The organism is Streptomyces sp. NPDC127197 (assembly GCF_042672405.1).
GTDB classification, from domain to species: Bacteria; Actinomycetota; Actinomycetes; order Streptomycetales; family Streptomycetaceae; genus Streptomyces; species Streptomyces flavusporus.
Window position 1 is genome coordinate 39,291 of record NZ_JBHXVG010000034.1, and the last position, 18,057, is coordinate 57,347.

Genomic DNA, 18,057 nt, shown 5'->3' on the forward strand with positions numbered 1-18,057 from the left:
GCGCGTCGGGCGTTTCGCCGTGAGGTGCCCGGGTCCCGCCCGTCCCGCCGGATCACCCCCGCGCCGGGAGTCACACCCGGGGCAGCGACTCCAGCCCGATGCCGCCCTCGACCGCCAGGATCCGGTGCAGCCGGGTGGCCACCAGCAGGCGCTGCATCTGCGGCGGTACACCGCGCAGCACCAGCCGTCGGCCGCAGCGGCCGGCCCGCCGGTGGGCGCCCATGATGACCCCGAGTCCGGTGGCGTCCCAGGAGTCCAGCTCGGACAGGTCGAGGATGAGGTCGCCGGCCCCGTCGTCGACGGCCGAGTGCAACACCGCACGGGCGTCCGCCGCGCTGCGGACGTCGAGACGGCCCCCGACGACCACCTCGTCGTGGTCGCCCCTGATGTGCATATGCGCTCCCCGTGCGTGCGTCGTGTGCTCCGCGATGAAAGATGATGCCGGTGATGCAACCTCTGACGGTGTTGAGCGGCCAGAGGTTGCCGTCCGTAAGCGAACCGATACCGAATTCACTCCGAGGTGTGATGTCCCTCGAGGCGTGTGCGGTTTCAGTGCTTGTAGAAGCCCTGCCCGCTCTTGCGTCCGATGTCACCGGCGTCAACCATTCGGCGCATCAGCTCCGGCGGAGCGAACTTCTCATCCTGGGTCTCGGTGTAGATGTTGCCGGTGGCGTGCAGCAGGATGTCGACGCCGGTGAGATCCGCGGTGGCCAGCGGTCCCATGGCGTGCCCGAAGCCGAGCTTGCAGGCGAGGTCGATGTCCTCGGCGGTCGCGACGCCCGACTCGTACAGCTTGGTCGCCTCGACGACGAGCGCGGAGATGAGCCGGGTCGTCACGAAGCCGGCCACGTCGCGGTTGACGACGATGCAGGTCTTGCCGACGGACTCGGCGAACTCCCGCGCGGTGGCGAGGGTCTCGTCGCTGGTCTTGTAGCCCCGGACGAGTTCGCACAGCTGCATCATCGGGACCGGCGAGAAGAAGTGGGTGCCGACGACGCGCTCCGGGTGCTCCGTCGCGGCCGCGATCTTGGTGATCGGGATGGCGGAGGTGTTGGAGGCGAGTACGGCCTCCGGGCGCACGATCTTGTCGAGCGCGCGGAAGATCTCGTGCTTGACTTCGAGCTTCTCGAAGACGGCCTCGACGACGATGTCCGCGTCGGCGGCGGCGTCCAGGTCGGTGGTCGCGGTGATACGGGCGAGAGCGGCGTCGGCGTCGTGCGCCTCCAACTTGCCCTTGGCGACGAACTTGTCGTACGAGGCCTTGATGCCGTCGGTGCCGCGCCTGAGCGCCTCGTCGGTGACATCGCGCAGGACGACGTCCCAGCCCGCCTGGGCGGAGACCTGGGCGATGCCGGAACCCATGAGACCGGCCCCGATGACGGCGAGCTTCCGTGCCACTGACGACTCCCCTGAGATGCTTACTCGCTGTTTACGTATGTTCTCTCCGGCGGACCCTAGCGCTCGTGAGGGGCTGTGTGACCGGTAAGTAACGCGCGTCACGTCTCACATGACGGACATCACACCGGCACGGCTCACTAGGCTGGCCACATGGTCAATCTGACGCGCATCTACACCCGCACCGGCGACCAGGGCACCACCGCCCTCGGCGACATGAGCCGGGTCGCCAAGACCGACCTGCGGATCTCCGCGTACGCGGACGCCAACGAGGCGAACGCGGTGATCGGCACGGCGATTGCGCTGGGCGGGCTGGACGAGGAGATCGTCAAGGTCCTCACCCGTGTACAGAACGACCTGTTCGACGTGGGCGCGGACCTGTCGACGCCGGTGGTGGAGAACCCGAAGTTCCCACCGCTCAGGGTGGAGCAGTTCTACGTGGACCGCCTGGAGGCGGACTGCGACCGCTTCAACGAGCGCCTCGAGAAGCTCCGTTCGTTCATCCTGCCCGGCGGCACCCCGGGCGCCGCCCTGCTCCACCAGGCCTGCACGGTGGTCCGCCGCGCGGAGCGCTCGACGTGGGCGGCCTTGGAGGTGTACGCCGAGACGATGAACCCCCTCACCGCGACCTATCTCAACCGCCTGTCGGACCTGCTGTTCATCCTGGCCCGGACGGCCAACGGGGCCGCGGGCGACGTCCTGTGGGTGCCCGGCGGCGAACGCTAGGTTCGTTCCTTCACCCGCGTTTCCGGAGCCTCGGAGAGCCCGGCCGGGGCCCTCTTCGGCCAGATGAAGTACGCGAGGGCGACCAGGCCGTGGATGCCGGCGGCCCGGAGCGCCGCTCCCTGGAAGGCCCGCAGGGACGAGATGTCGCCGTCCTGCCCGACGTACCAGACCGCGCCCTGGAGCAGCGCGCACGCCACGGCTGCCGCCAGCACGGTCCGCAGCCACAGCCGGCCCTCGTGCCGGGCGCGCGCCATACCGTGGCGCGGCGGCCCCACGGGCTTCGGCGCCCCCGCCAGCCGGTGCGCGGCGTGGCCGTCGAGCCAGCGGATCGTGTAGTGGCCGTACGCGACGGTGTAGCCGATGTACAGCGCCGCCAGGCCGTGCTCCCAGCTCGGCTCGGCGCCGTTCTTCAGGTCGATCGCCGTGACCGTGAACAGGATCAGTTCCAGGACCGGCTCGCACAGCAGCAGGACCACACTGGTGCGGCGCCACCTCAGCAGGTAGCGCGCGGCCAGGCCGAGCGCCAGCAGCACCCAGAAGCCGACCTCACAGGCGATGATCAACGCGACGACCACGACTCGCTCCTTTCGGTCACCGTCCCAAGGCTCCCGTCCGGCCGAGCAGCCCGCGTCGTCGCCGGTGACGAAACCGCGGTACATCGAAAGTTGCAGTCCGGGACCCTTCCCGGGGATCAGGCGAGCGCGGCACGCGCCGTGTTGGATGGTGTCATGGCTGTACGACTCCCCCGCCCGCACCGCTTCGACGTGTACGTCGCGGCGGCCGGCCTGCTCGGCGGGCTGCTGCTGTGGGGGATCGGCCTGGGCTCGCGGCCGGCCGGCGAGCCGATCGTGCTGTGGGACGGGCGCTGGCCGATTCTGGTGCCGCTCACCGTGATGGCGGGGTGCGAGCTGCTGCGCCGGTCCGCCCCGCGGATCGCGCTGCCGACCGCCACGGCCGCGATCGTCCTGGACCTTCTGACGCAGGGAAACCTCGTCACGATCCTGATGTTCACCGACGTGATGTACGCGGCCGTCCTGTACGGCACCCCCGCCTCGGCCCGCCGTATCCCGCGGATCACCGGGCTGCTCACGGCGGCGGGGACGATCGTGCCGTTCGCCGTGTGGCGGGTGCCCGAGGCGCTGCTGATCGGCGTGGCCGTCGGCGTCGTGGCGTTCGGCCCCGCGTCCACCGGGCTGATCGTCCGCAACCACCGCGACGCCGCCGAGGCAGCCCGGCTGCGCGCCGAACAGACCGCGCTGCTCGCCGAGATGGACCGCACCCAGGCCGTCACCGCCGAACGCGCGCGCATGGCCAGGGAACTGCACGACATGGTCGCCAATCACCTCTCCGCGATCGCCATCCACTCCACGGCCGCGCTCTCCCTCGACGACCCCGGCACCACTCGTCAGGCCCTCGGCGTCATCCGCGAGAACAGCGTCGAGGGACTTGCGGAGATGCGTCGGCTGATCGGGCTTCTGAGGGATTCCAGCGGCGACACCGAGCCCACCGCCGCGCCCACCCTCGACAGCCTCGGCGCTCTGGTCGACACGGCCCGCGGCAACGGCCTCGACATCACCCTCGACGCCGAGCACGGCGAGGGGCTGCCCGCGCCGGTGGAGCTCGCCGCGTACCGGATCGTGCAGGAGTCCCTGACCAACGCCCTCAAGCATGCCGGCCCCGGCCGGGTCACGATCGCGCTGCGGCAGCACGACGGCTCGCTGAACATCGTCGTGACCAGCCCGTACGGTGACCGCGACGGTCCTCGGGCGCCCGGCTCCGGTGCCGGTCTGGTCGGCATGCGGGAGCGGGCCGCGCTGCTGGGCGGCAGCTTCGAGGCCGGTCCCGAGGACTGTGCCCAGGGGAAGATCTGGGCGGTGCGCGCCACGCTGCCGCTCGTCGACGTCGAAGGAGTGATCAAATGATCCGCGTGCTCGTCGCCGAGGACCAGTCCGCCGTCCGCGCCGGGCTCGTCCTCATCCTGCGCAGCGCGCCCGACATCGAGGTGGTCGGTGAGGCGGCCGACGGTGAACAGGCGGTGGCGCTCGCCCGTGAGCTGCGGCCGGACCTGGTGCTGATGGATGTTCAGATGCCGCGTCTGGACGGGGTGTCGGCGACCCGGCAGGTGGTCGCCGAGGGGCTCGCCGACGTACTGGTCCTGACGACCTTCGACCTGGACGCGTACGTGTTCGGCGCGCTGCGCGCGGGTGCGTCCGGCTTCCTGCTCAAGAACACCGACGCCAAGGATCTGCTGGAGGCGGTACGGACGGTGGCGCGCGGGGAGGGTCTGATCGCGCCGGCCGTGACGCGTCGGCTCATCGCCGAGTTCGCCGCCAAGCCCGTACGGGAGTCCAGGGCCGACCCCTCCGTCCTGGACGGCCTCACCCGGCGTGAGCGGGAGGTCCTGTCCTGCCTGGGCGAGGGCCTGTCCAACGCCGACATCGCCGCCCGCCTCGACATGGCGGAGACCACGGTGAAGACGCACGTCAGCCGGCTGCTGGGGAAGCTGGAGCTGCGCAGCCGGGTGCAAGCGGCGGTGCTGGCACAGGAGTTGGGGATCTAGGGGACTTTTCGGGGCAGTGGTCCAGACCTATTGACCCGTGGTCCAGACCTTTCTATTCTCGCGGCACTGTGGGCCTGATGGCTCAGTCATGCCCCCGACAACAACCCCACAAGGAGGCGCAGCATGCGCTTCAGACACAGAGCCTTGGCAGGCTTCGCGACCCTGCTGCTCCCGCTGGCCGGACTCGTCGCCCTCGCCGGCCCCGCCCAGGCCGCCACCGAAGCCACCGCCACCTACAGCAAGACCCAGGACTGGGGCACCGGCTTCGAAGGCAAGTGGACCGTCAAGAACACCGGCACCACCACCATCAACGCATGGACCGTCGAGTGGGACTTCCCCTCCGGCACGTCCGTCACCTCCGCCTGGGATGCCGACGTCACCTCCTCCGGCACCCACTGGACCGCCAAGAACAAGTCCTGGAACGGCACCCTCGCCCCCGGCGCCTCCGTCTCCTTCGGCTTCAACGGCTCCGGCTCCGGGGCTCCTGCCAACTGCAAGCTCAACGGCGGCAGTTGTGACGGCGGCACCACCGTCCCCGGCGACAACCCGCCGAGCGCCCCCGGTACCCCCACCGCCTCCGACATCACCAACACCTCGGTGAAGCTCACCTGGAGCGCCGCCACCGACGACAAGGGCATCAAGAACTACGACGTCCTGCGCGGCGGCACCAAGGTCGCCACCGTCACCGGCACGACCTACACGGACACCGGCCTGACCGCCGGCACCGACTACTCGTACACCGTCCAGGCCCGGGACACCGCCGACCAGACCGGCCCGGTCTCCGGCGCCCGCGCGGTCCGCACCACCGGCGGCACCGACCCCGGCCCGCAGCCCGGCTCGAAGGTCAACCTCGGCTACTTCACCGAGTGGGGCGTCTACGGCCGCAACTACCACGTCAAGAACCTGGTGACCTCGGGCTCCGCGTCCAAGATCACCCACATCAACTACGCGTTCGGCAACGTCAAGAACGGCCAGTGCGTGCTCGACGACGCCTACGCCGCCACCGACAAGGCCTACACCGCCGACCAGTCCGTCAGCGGCGTCGCCGACACCTGGGACCAGCCGCTGCGCGGCAACTTCAACCAGCTGCGCCAGCTCAAGGCCAAGTACCCGCACATCAAGGTGCTGTGGTCGTTCGGCGGCTGGACCTACTCCGGCGGCTTCGGCCAGGCCGCCCAGAACCCGGCCGCGTTCGCCAAGTCCTGCAAGGCCGTCGTGGAGGACCCGCGCTGGGCCGACGTCTTCGACGGCATCGACATCGACTGGGAGTACCCGAACGCCTGCGGCCTGACCTGCGACACCTCCGGCCCGGCGGCGTTCAGGAACCTGATGTCGGCGCTGCGCACCGAGTTCGGCCCGAACTACCTCGTCACCGCCGCCATCACCGGCGACGGCTCCTCCGGCGGCAAGATCGACGCAGCCGACTACGGCGGCGCATCCTCGTACGTCGACTGGTACAACGTGATGACGTACGACTACTTCGGCGCCTGGGCGAACACCGGCCCGACCGCCCCGCACTCGCCGCTGACCTCGTACTCCGGCATCCCGACCGCCGGCTTCAACTCCGCCGACGCGATCGCCAAGCTCAAGGCCAAGGGCGTCCCGTCCGCCAAGCTCCTGCTCGGCATCGGCTTCTACGGCCGCGGCTGGACCGGCGTCACCCAGTCCGCCCCCGGCGGCACGGCGACCGGCGCGGCACCCGGCACCTACGAGGCGGGCATCGAGGACTACAAGGTCCTGAAGAACTCCTGCCCGGTCACCGGCACCGTCGCGGGCACCGCGTACGCGCACTGCGGCAGCAACTGGTGGTCGTACGACACCCCGTCGACGATCGCCGGGAAGATGACCTGGGCCAGGAACCAGGGCCTGGGTGGCGCGTTCTTCTGGGAGTTCAGCGGCGACACCAGCAACGGTGAGTTGGTGAGCGCCATCAGCAGCGGCCTGTCGTAAACAAGTTCAACTACTGACCCACATCACGCAACGTTGACACTCTCCCCCGGACTTCGTCCGGGGGAGAGTGAATGTGGCTACGCCACATTCACTCGCTGTCCGGGCGGGGCTGCCTCAAGCCACGCGAGGAACCCGGTCAGCGCGTCTTCGCTCATGGCGAGTTCGAGACGCGTCCCCCGGTGCAGACAGACCAGGATCACCGCGTCGGACAGCAGCGCCAGCTCCTCCTCGCCCTCGGGGACGCGGCGGCCGGCCACCTCGATCTGGGAGCGTTCCAGGATGCGGCGCGGGCGGGGGGCGTAGGAGAAGACCCGGTACCACTCCACCCGGTCGCCGTTGTAGCGGGCCACGCCGTAGGCCCAGCCCTTGCCGCCGGTGTCGGGTTTCTCGGGGACGTCCCAGCGCAGGCTGCAGTCGAACGTGCCGCCGGAGCGCTGGATGAGTCTGCGGCGCAGGCCGAAGACGAACAGACCCACCACCACGAGGGCCACGACAATTCCGCACACAGTCAGAGCGAGGACCATCGGCACCGACCTCCTCGTCTCCTAGGTAACGGAACGTAAAAAACACCCACATCTGGCTCAGCCGCGACCGGATCCGGATTGCTCCGGTTCCAGCCGCGGCTGAGTGACGTCATCGCACGACGCGTGCTCTGGTCAGCGCGCCGTCGCCGCACGCAGTCGGACCTCCGCGCGACGCTCGGCGAAGGCATCCTCCTCCGACTTCGCGCGCTCGAGCGCCCGCTCCGCGCGCTGGACATCGATCTCGTCCGACAGCTCGGCGATCTCGGCCAGCAGCGACAGCTTGTTGTCCGCGAACGAGATGAAACCGCCGTGCACCGCGGCGACGACCGTCCCACCATCACTCGTACGGATGGTCACCGGGCCCGACTCCAGCACACCGAGCAGCGGCTGGTGACCGGGCATGACGCCGATGTCGCCGGACGTGGTGCGCGCGACGACCAGGGTTGCCTCGCCGGACCAGACCTCTCGGTCGGCCGCGACCAGCGCGACGTGCAGCTCAGCAGCCAAGGGTGGCTCCTCGGGTCACCACCCGGCGGTAGTGCCGGGTGTTGGGTCAATTCTAATGGGCGTGAGAGAGGGGGCGGGACGCGCCCGCCCCCTCCTCAAGAGCACGACGTCAGGAGACGCCCAGCTCCTTCGCGTTCTTCTTCAGGTCCTCGAGACCACCGCACATGAAGAACGCCTGCTCGGGGAAGTGGTCGTACTCACCGTCGCAGATCGCGTTGAACGCGGCGATCGACTCGTCCAGCGGCACGTCCGAGCCGTCCACGCCGGTGAACTGCTTGGCGACGTGGGTGTTCTGGGACAGGAAGCGCTCCACACGACGGGCACGGTGGACGACGAGCTTGTCCTCCTCGCCGAGCTCGTCGATACCGAGGATCGCGATGATGTCCTGGAGGTCCTTGTACTTCTGCAGGATCGTCTTGACGCGCATGGCGGCGTCGTAGTGGTCCTGCGCGATGTACCGCGGGTCCAGGATGCGGGACGTGGAGTCCAGCGGGTCCACGGCCGGGTAGATGCCCTTCTCGGAGATCGGACGGGACAGAACCGTCGTCGCGTCGAGGTGGGCGAACGTGGTGGCCGGGGCCGGGTCGGTCAGGTCGTCCGCGGGGACGTAGATCGCCTGCATCGAGGTGATCGAGTGACCGCGGGTCGAGGTGATGCGCTCCTGGAGGAGACCCATCTCGTCGGCCAGGTTCGGCTGGTAGCCCACCGCGGAGGGCATACGGCCGAGCAGGGTCGACACCTCGGAACCGGCCTGGGTGAAGCGGAAGATGTTGTCGATGAAGAACAGCACGTCCTGCTTCTGCACATCGCGGAAGTACTCCGCCATGGTCAGACCGGCGAGGGCCACGCGCAGACGGGTGCCCGGGGGCTCGTCCATCTGACCGAAGACCAGCGCGGTCTTGTCGATGACGCCCGAGTCCGACATCTCCTCGATGAGGTCGTTGCCCTCACGGGTGCGCTCACCGACACCGGCGAACACGGAGACACCGTCGTGGTTGTTGGCGACGCGGTAGATCATCTCCTGGATGAGCACCGTCTTGCCGACGCCGGCACCACCGAACAGACCGATCTTTCCACCCTTGACGTACGGGGTGAGAAGGTCGATGACCTTGACGCCGGTCTCGAACATCTCGGTCTTCGACTCGAGCTCGTCGAAGTTCGGGGCCTTGCGGTGGATGGACCAGCGCTCGCCGTCGTAGGTCTCGTCGACGTTCAGCACCTCACCGAGGGTGTTGAACACCTTGCCCTTGGTGAAGTCGCCGACCGGGACGGTGATGCCCGTACCGGTGTCGGTGACCGGGGCCTGGCGGACCAGACCGTCGGTGGGCTGCATGGAGATCGCGCGGACCAGGCCTTCACCCAGGTGCTGGGCGACCTCGAGGGTCAGGATCTTCTTCTCGCCCTGGTTGGCCGGGTCGGACACCTCGACGTGGAGGGCGTTGTAGATCTCCGGCATCGCGTCGACGGGGAACTCCACGTCGACGACCGGGCCGATGACCCGGGCGACGCGGCCCGTAGCCGTCGCGGTCTCAACAGTGGTGGTCATTAGTAGTCACTCCCCGCGGTCGCGTCGGCCAGGGCGCTCGCGCCACCGACGATCTCGCTGATTTCCTGGGTGATTTCGGCCTGGCGGGCCGCGTTGGCAAGCCGGGTGAGGTTCTCGATGAGCTCACCGGCGTTGTCAGTGGCCGACTTCATCGCGCGCCGCGTGGCGGCGTGCTTGGAGGCGGCCGACTGGAGCAGCGCGTTGTAGATACGGCTCTCCACATAGCGCGGCAGCAGGGCGTCGAGGACGTCCTCCGCCGACGGCTCGAAGTCGTACAGCGGAAGGATCTCGCCCTTCGGCTGCTCCTCCGCGACCTCTTCGAGGCTGAGCGGCAGCAGGCGGGAGTCGACCGCCGTCTGCGTCATCATCGACACGAACTCCGTGTAGACGATGTGGAGTTCGTCCACGCCGCCGTCCGCGGTGTCCTTCTCGATGGCCTCGATCAGGGGCGCCGCGACCTTCTTGGCGTCCCCGTACGTGGGCTCGTCGGTGAAGCCGGTCCACGACTCCGCGATCTTGCGCTCACGGAAGTTGTAGTGGGCCACACCGCGCCGGCCGACGATGTACGTGTCGACCTGCTTGCCCTCGCGCTCGAGGCGCTCGGTCAGCTGCTCCGCCGCCTTGATGGCGTTGGAGTTGAAGGCACCGGCGAGACCACGGTCGCTCGTCAGCAGCAGCACCGCGGACCGGGTGACCGTCTCGGCCTGGGTGGTCAGCGGGTGCTTGGTGTTCGACCCGGTACCGACCGCCCTGACCGCGCGGGTCAGTTCCTGCGCGTACGGCGTGGAGGCCGCCACCTTGCGCTGCGCCTTGACGACGCGCGAGGCGGCGATCATCTCCATCGCCTTGGTGATCTTCTTGGTCGCGGTGACGGATCGGATGCGACGCTTGTAGACCCGGAGCTGGGCTCCCATGAGTCAGGTCCCTTCCTTACGTCACTTGGCGGCCGCGGTCGCCTTCGGCGCGGCCGGGGCTTCCTCGCCGAGCAGCTTGCCGTCCGAGGTCTCGAACTGCTTCTTGAACTCCGCGACGGCGTCGTCGATCGCCTGGATGGTGTCGTCCGACATCTTGGCGCCCTCCTTGATGGAGGTCATGAGGCCCTGCTCCTTGCGGTGCAGGTACTCGAGGAGCTCCTTCTCGAAGCGGCGGATGTCGGCGACCGGCACCTCGTCCATCTTGCCGTTGGTGCCGGCCCAGATGGAGACGACCTGGTCCTCGGTGGCCATCGGCTGGTACTGAGCCTGCTTGAGCAGCTCGACCATGCGCTGACCGCGCTCCAGCTGCGCCTTCGACGCGGCGTCCAGGTCGGAACCGAAGGCGGCGAACGCCTCCAGCTCACGGAACTGGGCGAGGTCGACACGCAGACGGCCGGAGACCTGGCGCATCGCCTTGTGCTGCGCGGAACCACCGACTCGGGAGACGGAGATACCAACGTTCAGCGCGGGGCGCTGACCGGCGTTGAACAGGTCCGACTCCAGGAAGCACTGGCCGTCGGTGATGGAGATGACGTTGGTCGGGATGAACGCCGAGACGTCGTTGGCCTTGGTCTCGACGATCGGCAGACCGGTCATCGAGCCGGCACCCATGTCGTCGGAGAGCTTGGCGCAGCGCTCCAGCAGACGGGAGTGCAGGTAGAAGACGTCACCCGGGTAGGCCTCACGGCCCGGCGGGCGGCGCAGCAGCAGCGACACGGCGCGGTAGGCGTCGGCCTGCTTCGACAGGTCGTCGAAGATGATCAGGACGTGCTTGCCCTCGTACATCCACTGCTGGCCGATGGCCGAGCCGGTGTACGGCGCCAGGTACTTGAAGCCAGCCGGGTCGGACGCCGGAGCAGCGACGATCGTCGTGTACTCCAGGGCGCCGGCGTCCTCCAGCGCACCGCGCACGGACGCGATGGTGGAGCCCTTCTGGCCAATGGCGACGTAGACGCAGCGGACCTGCTTCTTCGGGTCGCCCGAGCGCCAGTTGTCGCGCTGGTTGATGATCGTGTCGACGGCCAGGGCGGTCTTGCCGGTCTGGCGGTCGCCGATGATCAGCTGACGCTGACCACGGCCGATCGGGGTCATCGCGTCGACGGCCTTGTAGCCGGTCTCCATCGGCTCGTGCACCGACTTGCGCTGCATGACCGTGGGGGCCTGCAGCTCGAGGGCGCGGCGGCCGGACGTCTCGATCTCGCCGAGGCCGTCGATCGGGTTGCCGAGCGGGTCGACGACGCGGCCGAGGTAGCCCTCGCCCACTGCCACGGAGAGAACCTCACCGGTGCGCTGCACCGGCTGCCCCTCCTCGATGCCGCTGAACTCACCGAGGACGATGGCACCGATCTCGCGCTCCTCGAGGTTGAGGGCGAGGCCGAGGGTGCCGTCCTCGAACTTCAGCAGTTCGTTGGCCATGGCCGAGGGAAGACCCTCGACCTTCGCGATGCCGTCGCCGGCAAGGGTGACCGTACCGACCTCCTCGCGCGAGGCCGCGTCCGGCTTGTACGACTGGACGAAGGTCTCCAGTGCGTCCCGGATCTCCTCCGGCCGGATCGTGAGCTCCGCCATCTGGGTTCCCTGCTCTCCTTGTTGGGCCCGAAGTTTCACTTTGGGGGTCTGGGGGCGACCCCCAGGAATCCTCTGCACGGCCCAACATGGGCCGTAAGTACGTACTGCGTGTTCAGTTGCGGCTAGCTCGCCAGCCGACGCTCGGCGTCCGCGATGCGGTCCGCGAGGGAGCCGTTGATGACCTCGTCACCGACCTGCACCCGGATCCCGCCGACGACATCGGGGTCGACGTCGAGGTTGAGGTGCATCTGACGGCCGTAGAGCTTCGCCAGGGCGGCGCCGAGGCGCTGCTTCTGTACGTCACTCAGCGGCACCGCCGAGGTGACGACGGCGACCATGCGGTCCCGGCGCTCGGCGGCGAGCTTGGACAGGGACTCCAGTCCCGCTTCCAGGCTACGTCCCCGCGGCGCGGTCACAAGGCGCGTCACCAGACGTTCGGTCTGGGCCGCGGTCCGGCCGCCGAGGAGGCTGCGCATCAGCTCCCTCTTGGCCGAGACGGTGGCCTTCCGGTCGGTCAGCGCGGCCCGCAGCTCGGTGCTGGACGAGACGATCCGGCCGAACCGGAACAGCTCGTCCTCCACGTCGTCGAGCGTGCCGGCCCGCTGCGCGGCGGTGAGATCGGCGGTGTTCGCCAGCTCCTCCAGGGCGTCCACCAGGTCGCGCGACTGCGACCAGCGGGAACGCACCATGCCGGACACCAGGTCCGCGGTCTCGCCGCCGACCTGCGTGCCGAGCAGGCGCTGGGCCAGCTCGGCCTTGGCCTCACCGGCCTGCGCCGGGTCGGTGAGGACCCGACGCAGCGACACCTCGCGGTCGAGCAGCGCGGTCACCGCGGCCAGCTCGTCGGCGAGCCGCGCCGCGTCCACGGACGTGTTGTCCGTCAGCGCGTCGAGACGCTCACGTGCGGCTGCCAGGGCCTCGCGGCTCGCTCCGTTCATCGAGACGCCTCGGCCTTCTCCTCGAGCTCGTCGAGGAAGCGGTCGATCACACGGCTCTGGCGGGCGTGGTCCTCGAGGGACTCACCGACCAGCTTGCCGGCCAGCTCGGTGGCGAGCTTGCCGACGTCCTGCCGCAGCGCGGCCGAGGCGGCCTTGCGGTCGGCCTCGATCTGGGTGTGACCGGCGACGACGATCTCCTCGCGCTGCCGCTGGCCCTCCGCGCGCATCTCGGCGATGAGCGCGGCACCCTGCTCCTGCGCCTCCTGGCGCAGTCGCGCGGCCTCGTGCCGGGCCTCGGCGAGCTGGGCCTTGTACTGCTCCAGGACGCTCTGGGCCTCGGTCTGAGCGGCCTCGGCCTTCTCGATACCGCCCTCGATGGCCTCGCGACGCTCTTCCAGAACCTTGTTGATGTTCGGGAGAAGCTTCTTGGCAAGGAAGCCGAAGACGATGACGAAGGCGAGCAGGCCGATGACGAGCTCAGGGATCGGCGGGACGAGGGGATTCTCCATCTCCCCCTCGGCCGCGATGATGAGCAGCTGGCTCATGTCAGTGCCTTTCGTCTAGTGGGCTGGTCGTGAATCAGATGATCACTGGCCGTAGACGAACGGCATGACCAGACCGATGAGGGCGAGCGCCTCACAGAAGGCGAAGCCGAGGATCTGGTTGGCACGGATCAGACCGGCAGCCTCGGGCTGACGGGCCAGGGCCTGGGTGCCGTTACCGAAGATGATGCCGACGCCGACGCCGGGACCGATGGCAGCGAGGCCGTAGCCGATGGAGCCGAGCGAGCCGGTGACAGCGGCAAGGGTCTGGGACATGCCAGTTCTTCCTTCTCTTTCAAGGACCGGTGGGGGTTGGCCACCGGACGTCTCGGGGTTTGTGTAAGGCGTGCGCGCTCAGTGGTGCTCGGCGAGCGCGCCCTGGATGAAGGTGCAGGTCAGGAGCACGAAGACGTACGCCTGAAGGGCCTGGATGAAGAGCTCGAAGGCCGTCATCACAATGACCATGATGAAAGAGACACCGGCGTAGGCGATCCCGATGCCGTTGAGCAGGTACCAGCTGGCAATCGTGAAGAGGAGCAGCAGCGTGTGTCCCGCGAACATGTTCGCGAAGAGTCGCACCGCGTGCGTGAACGGGCGGACCAGCAGGTTCGAGAAGAACTCGATGGTCATGGCCAGCGGCAGCACCGGGCCGAGCGACTTGTCGTAGCCCGTGAAGTTCTTGAACGCGCCGACGAAGCCGTGCCGCTTGAAGGTCAGCGAGACCCACAGGATGTAGACGATCAAGGCGAGCACCACCGGGTAGGCGATGATCGAGGTGACCGGGAACTGGGCGACCGGAATGATCGACCAGAGGTTCATCATCCAGATGAAGAAGAACAGCGAGACGACGAGCGGGACGTACTTCTCGCCTTCCTTCTTGCCGATCGTCTCGTAGACGACGCCGCGCCGGATGAAGTCGTAGCCCGCCTCGGCGACCATCTGCAGCTTGCCGGGGACGACCTTCGGCTTGCGGAAGGCGGCCCAGAAGAAGCCGATGACGATGATCGAGCCGAGCAGCGCCAGCAGCATCGTCTTGTTGAAGTACAGGTTGCTGTCCGCGTCGCCCCAGAGGGGCTCGAACAGGAACGAGTGCAGGCCGGGAGCCGGGAAGCCACAGCCGTCGAAGATGTGGCAGTCGGTCTCGAAGGCGAGCACCTGCGTCGGGTCAGCACTCACCGCGGGCTCCTTCAGCGTGGCGCATGGGTACGGCAACCTCGTTGTGTCGGCGCGGCGCGCAGCCGCGGTTCGGCACTGGACTGGTGTTACGGATGTGGGGGCGGCGGTTCGGCGTCGAGCCTCGCGATGGAACAGGCGTCAGCTCGGATGCCCGCGCCCGCAGTGCCGCAGTTGGCACCGGACGATAGCAGCTTGTCGAACGCGTCTTTATCCCGGCCCTACCCCTCACGACGACGGACCCGTCTTCTCGGGCTTGCTGCCCGCGGAGTCGGGTTCGACGTAGAGGATCTTGGACTTCATGTGCGCGATCGTCTGTGCGCCGATCCACGCGAGCGTGGTCGCGATGAGCGTGATCGCGAAGGCCCTGGGATTGAACAGCGTCGTGTTCTTGAACACGGCAAGGAAGACGAACAGCAGCAGGATCTGCGCCGCGTAGAGCATCAGGCCCATCGCCTGGAACAGGTGCGGCAGCGATTTGGCGGTGCGCTGGAGTACAAGCAGACCGATGCCCATGAAGAGGATCGTCACCAGCGCGGCCACGAGGGACCCGACTGCACCCTTGCCGCCGGCCACCACACCACTGACGACGGCGGCAACAGCGCCGACGGCAGCTGTGGGCACAGCAGCCTGGGCCAGGATCCGGACGTCATTGGACGGCATGGCGGCAACTCCGCTTTCACAGGGGGCAGGGTGTCGTCATGGACGAGCGTAGTCCCGGGTTGAGAGGGAACCTCACGCCAATGGACCGTCGCACTGCGGTCCTTCGGCTCTGTCCGGGGTTCTCGTGAACCGTATCACAAACTATTTGATGAGGTCTTTACCTGGAGGTGTGCTCACTGTCACACATGAGAGTGACCGTGCGCGTCTGTGCAGAAACAGAGCCGACTTGTCTGGTATTGGGGCGCTTCGTTCCCCCATGAATGGGCAATGCTTTAGTCAGATTCTTACCTTGTGAGGCGCGAGCGGGGGCCGATGGCGGTCGCCCCGTTGACTCCTGATACTCCCGCGGCGACCGGAGTGCGCTGTTCCTCCTCGGCCGGGGCGCTCTGCTCCGGGGCCTCGTCGACTGCGGGCGCGGTGAGGACCGTGCGGCGCCGGTAGCGCGGGGGCACGAAGTGCTCGGCCCACCTCGGGGCGCGCGGGGTGAAGCGCGGCAGCAGGAGCAGGACGAGGCCGATGGCGCTGAGAATCACGATGCCGAGCACGATCCACATGGACGCCGAGTTCACCGAGTAGGCCAGGGCGCCGAACGCGATCAGCGCCGACCAGAAGTACATGATCAGGACGGCCCGGCTGTGGGAGTGGCCGATCTCCAGCAAGCGGTGGTGGAGGTGGCCCCGGTCCGCCGCGAACGGGGACTGGCCACGCCAGGTGCGCCGCACGATCGCCAGCACCAGGTCGGCGGCCGGGATCGCGATGATCGTCAGCGGCAGCAGCAGCGGGATGTAGACCGGCACCGTCTGGTGCACGGCCTCCTTCTCGGAGCCGGCGAACAGCTTCAGCGCGTCCGGGTCGACCTGTCCCGTGATGGAAATCGCGCCCGCGGCGAGCACCAGGCCGATCAGCATCGAGCCGGAGTCACCCATGAAGATCCGCGCCGGGTGCATGTTGTGCGGCAGGAAGCCCAGGCACATGCCCATCAGGATCGCCGCGAACAGCGTGGCCGGGGCGGCGGCCTCGATGCCGTACGACACCCAGACCCGGTAGGCGTAGAGGAAGAACGCGGCGGAGGCGATGCACACCATGCCCGCCGCGAGGCCGTCCAGGCCGTCGACGAAGTTGACCGCGTTGATGGTGATGACGACCAGGGCGACGGTCAGCAGGGTGCCCTGCCACTGGGTCAGCGCGACGTTGCCGACGGTGGGGATGGGCAGCCACAGGATCGTCAGACCCTGCATGACCATGACGCCGGCGGCGATCATCTGGCCGCCCAGCTTGATCAGGGCGTCGATCTCGAACTTGTCGTCCAGCACACCGATGAGCCAGATCAGCGCCGCGCCGGACAGCAGCGCCCGCGGCTCGTTGGAGTTCTCGAAGACGTGGCTGAGGTTGGTCAGATGGTCGGCGACCAGCAGGCCCGCGCACAGGCCGAAGAACATCGCGATCCCGCCGAGCCGCGGAGTGGGTTCCCGGTGCACATCACGCGCCCGGATCTCCGGCATCGCTCCGGCCACGATCGCAAACTTCCGTACCGGCCCTGTCAGCAGATACGTCACCGCGGCCGTGATGCAGAGCGTCAGCAGGTATTCACGCACGGGCTTCCCCACAGGTCTCGCTGGCCATCTCAGCCCCACACCCTAGCGAGGTGCGCATATGGATGGGGACTTCCGGGTAGCGACGATGGTTGCACGTGTGGCTGTGTACGGAATGGCGCCTACCCCCGCTCACCGCGGATACGGCGGAAATCGACCGGCCAGCTCCCGCACCTCTGCACGGGCCCGCTTGCCGTCGACCTCGTCCCGCAGCACTCCCCCGACCAGGGCGGCGATGCTTCCCATCTCCCGCTCCCCCATCCCCTGCGTGGTGACCGCCGCCGTGCCCAGGCGCAGGCCGCGGGCGTCGTCGTGCGGCAGGGCGCAGCAGTCGAGGATCAGGCCGGCGGCGGCGAGCCGCCCGCGGGCCCTGCGGCCGTCGACGCCGAGCGGTGCCGGGTCCGCGGTGATGAGGTGGGTGTCCGTGCCGCCGGTGGTGACCACCAGGCCCTCGGCGGCCAGCCCGGCGGCCAGCATCCGGGCGTTGGCGACCACCTGGTGCGCGTACGCCGAGAAGGCCGGTGTGGCCGCCTCACCGAAGGCGACGGCCTTGGCGGCGATGGTGTGCATCTGGGCACCGCCCTGGGTGAACGGGAACACCGCTCGATCGACCCGCTCGGCCAGTTCGCCCCCGCACAGGATCATGCCGCCGCGCGGTCCGCGCAGCACCTTGTGGGTGGTGGCGCAGACGACATCGGCGTACGGCACCGGATTCGGCGCCGCTCCCCCGGCGACGAGCCCGATGGGATGGGCCGCGTCGGCGATCAGATACGCCCCCACCTCGTCGGCGACCTCGCGGAAGAAGGCGTAGTCGATGTGCCGGGGATAGGCGATCGAGCCGCACACGATCGCCTTCGGGCGGTGCGTACGGGCCAGGGCGCGCACCTGGTCGTGGTCCATGAGCCCGGTCTCGGCGTCGACCCCGTAGCCGACGAAGTCGAACCAGCGGCCGGAGAAGTTGGCCGGCGAGCCGTGCGTGAGGTGGCCGCCGTAGGGCAGCCCGAGGGCGAGGACGGTGTCGCCGGGGCGAAGCAGGGCGGCGTACGCGGCGAGGACGGCCGAACTGCCCGAGTGGGACTGGACGTTGGCGTGCTCGGCCCCGAACAGCGCCTGCGCCCGCTGTACGGCGACCCGCTCGGCGACGTCGACGATCTCGCAGCCGCCGTGGTACCGGGCGCCGGGATACCCCTCCGCGTATTTGTTGGCGAGCGGCGAGCCGAGGGCGGCGAGGACGGCCGGCGAGGTGAAGTTCTCGGCGGCGATCAGCTGGAGGGTGGTGGCCTGCCGGTCCAGCTCCCCGAGCAGAATCTCGGCGAGCTCGGGATCCTGCCGCCGCAGTACATCGACAGCGCCCTCAGGGGCATGGGTGACCGACATGGTGGACTCCGGGCGTCGACA

At 68.7% G+C, this 18,057-nt stretch carries 19 protein-coding genes; 4 read left to right on the forward strand and 15 right to left on the reverse strand.

Annotated features, from left to right (window positions below; all coding sequences use genetic code 11):
• Window positions 1-70: 70 nt before the first annotated feature.
• Together ACFVJQ_RS35665 and ACFVJQ_RS35670 are read right to left on the reverse strand one after the other, a co-directional pair.
• Complete coding sequence (locus tag ACFVJQ_RS35665) at window positions 71-394, reverse strand: STAS domain-containing protein (protein WP_129800538.1); 324 nt, start codon at window positions 392-394, stop codon at window positions 71-73.
• A gap of 155 nt (window positions 395-549) precedes the next feature.
• Window positions 550-1,398: a 3-hydroxyacyl-CoA dehydrogenase family protein gene (locus ACFVJQ_RS35670; protein ID WP_129800539.1), complete on the reverse strand. Its 849-nt coding sequence runs from the start codon at window positions 1,396-1,398 to the stop codon at window positions 550-552.
• 150 nt (window positions 1,399-1,548) lie between these two features.
• On the opposite strand from ACFVJQ_RS35670, the gene ACFVJQ_RS35675 reads away from it, so the two are divergent.
• Window positions 1,549-2,121 (forward strand): cob(I)yrinic acid a,c-diamide adenosyltransferase, encoded by a 573-nt coding sequence (locus tag ACFVJQ_RS35675; protein ID WP_385515232.1) that lies wholly within the window; start codon window positions 1,549-1,551, stop codon window positions 2,119-2,121.
• Here ACFVJQ_RS35675 and ACFVJQ_RS35680 read toward each other — a convergent pair.
• Entirely contained in the window at window positions 2,118-2,696 is a 579-nt protein-coding gene (locus ACFVJQ_RS35680) for a hypothetical protein (RefSeq protein ID WP_385515231.1), read from the reverse strand. The genes ACFVJQ_RS35675 and ACFVJQ_RS35680 overlap by 4 nt on opposite strands.
• Before the next feature lie 153 nt (window positions 2,697-2,849).
• Here ACFVJQ_RS35680 and ACFVJQ_RS35685 point away from each other — a divergent pair, with 153 nt between their 5' ends.
• From ACFVJQ_RS35685 to ACFVJQ_RS35695, 3 genes are all read left to right on the forward strand, one after another.
• Entirely contained in the window at window positions 2,850-4,043 is a 1,194-nt protein-coding gene (locus ACFVJQ_RS35685; protein WP_385789787.1) for a sensor histidine kinase, read from the forward strand.
• Window positions 4,040-4,681 (forward strand): response regulator, encoded by a 642-nt coding sequence (locus ACFVJQ_RS35690; protein ID WP_385515229.1) that lies wholly within the window; start codon window positions 4,040-4,042, stop codon window positions 4,679-4,681. Before ACFVJQ_RS35685 ends, ACFVJQ_RS35690 begins: the two co-directional genes overlap by 4 nt.
• Before the next feature lie 123 nt (window positions 4,682-4,804).
• Entirely contained in the window at window positions 4,805-6,631 is a 1,827-nt protein-coding gene (locus ACFVJQ_RS35695; protein WP_385789790.1) for a glycosyl hydrolase family 18 protein, read from the forward strand.
• A gap of 77 nt (window positions 6,632-6,708) precedes the next feature.
• Here the strand turns inward: ACFVJQ_RS35695 and ACFVJQ_RS35700 are convergent, their stop codons facing one another.
• From ACFVJQ_RS35700 to glyA, 12 genes are all read right to left on the reverse strand, one after another.
• Window positions 6,709-7,155, reverse strand: a complete 447-nt coding sequence (locus ACFVJQ_RS35700) for a DUF2550 domain-containing protein (RefSeq protein WP_129800547.1) — start codon at window positions 7,153-7,155, stop codon at window positions 6,709-6,711.
• A gap of 132 nt (window positions 7,156-7,287) precedes the next feature.
• A complete protein-coding gene (locus ACFVJQ_RS35705; protein ID WP_129800548.1) occupies window positions 7,288-7,662 on the reverse strand; it encodes a F0F1 ATP synthase subunit epsilon in 375 nt (124 codons plus the stop codon).
• Between the two features lie 109 nt (window positions 7,663-7,771).
• The gene (gene atpD, locus ACFVJQ_RS35710; RefSeq protein WP_385515227.1) at window positions 7,772-9,208 is read right to left on the reverse strand and encodes a F0F1 ATP synthase subunit beta; all 1,437 of its coding nucleotides are present in this window, start codon (window positions 9,206-9,208) and stop codon (window positions 7,772-7,774) included.
• Window positions 9,208-10,122: a F0F1 ATP synthase subunit gamma gene (locus ACFVJQ_RS35715; protein WP_385789793.1), complete on the reverse strand. Its 915-nt coding sequence runs from the start codon at window positions 10,120-10,122 to the stop codon at window positions 9,208-9,210. Before ACFVJQ_RS35715 ends, atpD begins: the two co-directional genes overlap by 1 nt.
• Window positions 10,123-10,143: 21 nt before the next feature.
• Complete coding sequence (gene atpA / locus ACFVJQ_RS35720) at window positions 10,144-11,751, reverse strand: F0F1 ATP synthase subunit alpha (RefSeq protein ID WP_385515225.1); 1,608 nt, start codon at window positions 11,749-11,751, stop codon at window positions 10,144-10,146.
• A gap of 122 nt (window positions 11,752-11,873) precedes the next feature.
• Window positions 11,874-12,689, reverse strand: coding sequence for a F0F1 ATP synthase subunit delta (locus ACFVJQ_RS35725; RefSeq protein ID WP_385271778.1), 816 nt, complete (start codon window positions 12,687-12,689; stop codon window positions 11,874-11,876).
• Entirely contained in the window at window positions 12,686-13,234 is a 549-nt protein-coding gene (locus ACFVJQ_RS35730) for a F0F1 ATP synthase subunit B (RefSeq protein WP_385789795.1), read from the reverse strand. Before ACFVJQ_RS35730 ends, ACFVJQ_RS35725 begins: the two co-directional genes overlap by 4 nt.
• A 42-nt stretch (window positions 13,235-13,276) precedes the next feature.
• Window positions 13,277-13,507, reverse strand: a complete 231-nt coding sequence (gene atpE / locus ACFVJQ_RS35735) for an ATP synthase F0 subunit C (protein WP_250967599.1) — start codon at window positions 13,505-13,507, stop codon at window positions 13,277-13,279.
• A gap of 78 nt (window positions 13,508-13,585) precedes the next feature.
• Window positions 13,586-14,407 carry a F0F1 ATP synthase subunit A gene (atpB, locus tag ACFVJQ_RS35740; protein ID WP_385271782.1) on the reverse strand — a complete coding sequence of 274 codons (822 nt, stop codon included), beginning with the start codon at window positions 14,405-14,407 and terminating at the stop codon, window positions 13,586-13,588.
• A 225-nt stretch (window positions 14,408-14,632) separates the two neighbouring features.
• The gene (locus ACFVJQ_RS35745; protein ID WP_224736565.1) at window positions 14,633-15,067 is read right to left on the reverse strand and encodes a hypothetical protein; all 435 of its coding nucleotides are present in this window, start codon (window positions 15,065-15,067) and stop codon (window positions 14,633-14,635) included.
• 284 nt (window positions 15,068-15,351) lie between these two features.
• Entirely contained in the window at window positions 15,352-16,662 is a 1,311-nt protein-coding gene (locus tag ACFVJQ_RS35750; RefSeq protein WP_385515222.1) for an MraY family glycosyltransferase, read from the reverse strand.
• A gap of 129 nt (window positions 16,663-16,791) precedes the next feature.
• Entirely contained in the window at window positions 16,792-18,036 is a 1,245-nt protein-coding gene (glyA, locus tag ACFVJQ_RS35755) for a serine hydroxymethyltransferase (protein WP_385789798.1), read from the reverse strand.
• Window positions 18,037-18,057 lie beyond the last annotated feature (21 nt).

Coding starts and splice junctions, on each gene's coding strand:
- ACFVJQ_RS35685 (WP_385789787.1), top strand. CDS start 2,850: ATGGCTGTACGACTCCCCCGCCCGCACCGCTTCGACGTGTACGTCGCG.
- ACFVJQ_RS35675 (WP_385515232.1), top strand. CDS start 1,549: ATGGTCAATCTGACGCGCATCTACACCCGCACCGGCGACCAGGGCACC.
- glyA (WP_385789798.1), bottom strand. CDS start 18,036: ATGTCGGTCACCCATGCCCCTGAGGGCGCTGTCGATGTACTGCGGCGG.
- ACFVJQ_RS35695 (WP_385789790.1), top strand. CDS start 4,805: ATGCGCTTCAGACACAGAGCCTTGGCAGGCTTCGCGACCCTGCTGCTC.
- atpA (WP_385515225.1), bottom strand. CDS start 11,751: ATGGCGGAGCTCACGATCCGGCCGGAGGAGATCCGGGACGCACTGGAG.
- ACFVJQ_RS35715 (WP_385789793.1), bottom strand. CDS start 10,122: ATGGGAGCCCAGCTCCGGGTCTACAAGCGTCGCATCCGATCCGTCACC.
- ACFVJQ_RS35730 (WP_385789795.1), bottom strand. CDS start 13,234: ATGAGCCAGCTGCTCATCATCGCGGCCGAGGGGGAGATGGAGAATCCC.
- ACFVJQ_RS35690 (WP_385515229.1), top strand. CDS start 4,040: ATGATCCGCGTGCTCGTCGCCGAGGACCAGTCCGCCGTCCGCGCCGGG.
- atpD (WP_385515227.1), bottom strand. CDS start 9,208: ATGACCACCACTGTTGAGACCGCGACGGCTACGGGCCGCGTCGCCCGG.
- ACFVJQ_RS35665 (WP_129800538.1), bottom strand. CDS start 394: ATGCACATCAGGGGCGACCACGACGAGGTGGTCGTCGGGGGCCGTCTC.
- atpE (WP_250967599.1), bottom strand. CDS start 13,507: ATGTCCCAGACCCTTGCCGCTGTCACCGGCTCGCTCGGCTCCATCGGC.
- ACFVJQ_RS35700 (WP_129800547.1), bottom strand. CDS start 7,155: ATGGTCCTCGCTCTGACTGTGTGCGGAATTGTCGTGGCCCTCGTGGTG.
- ACFVJQ_RS35725 (WP_385271778.1), bottom strand. CDS start 12,689: ATGAACGGAGCGAGCCGCGAGGCCCTGGCAGCCGCACGTGAGCGTCTC.
- ACFVJQ_RS35745 (WP_224736565.1), bottom strand. CDS start 15,067: ATGCCGTCCAATGACGTCCGGATCCTGGCCCAGGCTGCTGTGCCCACA.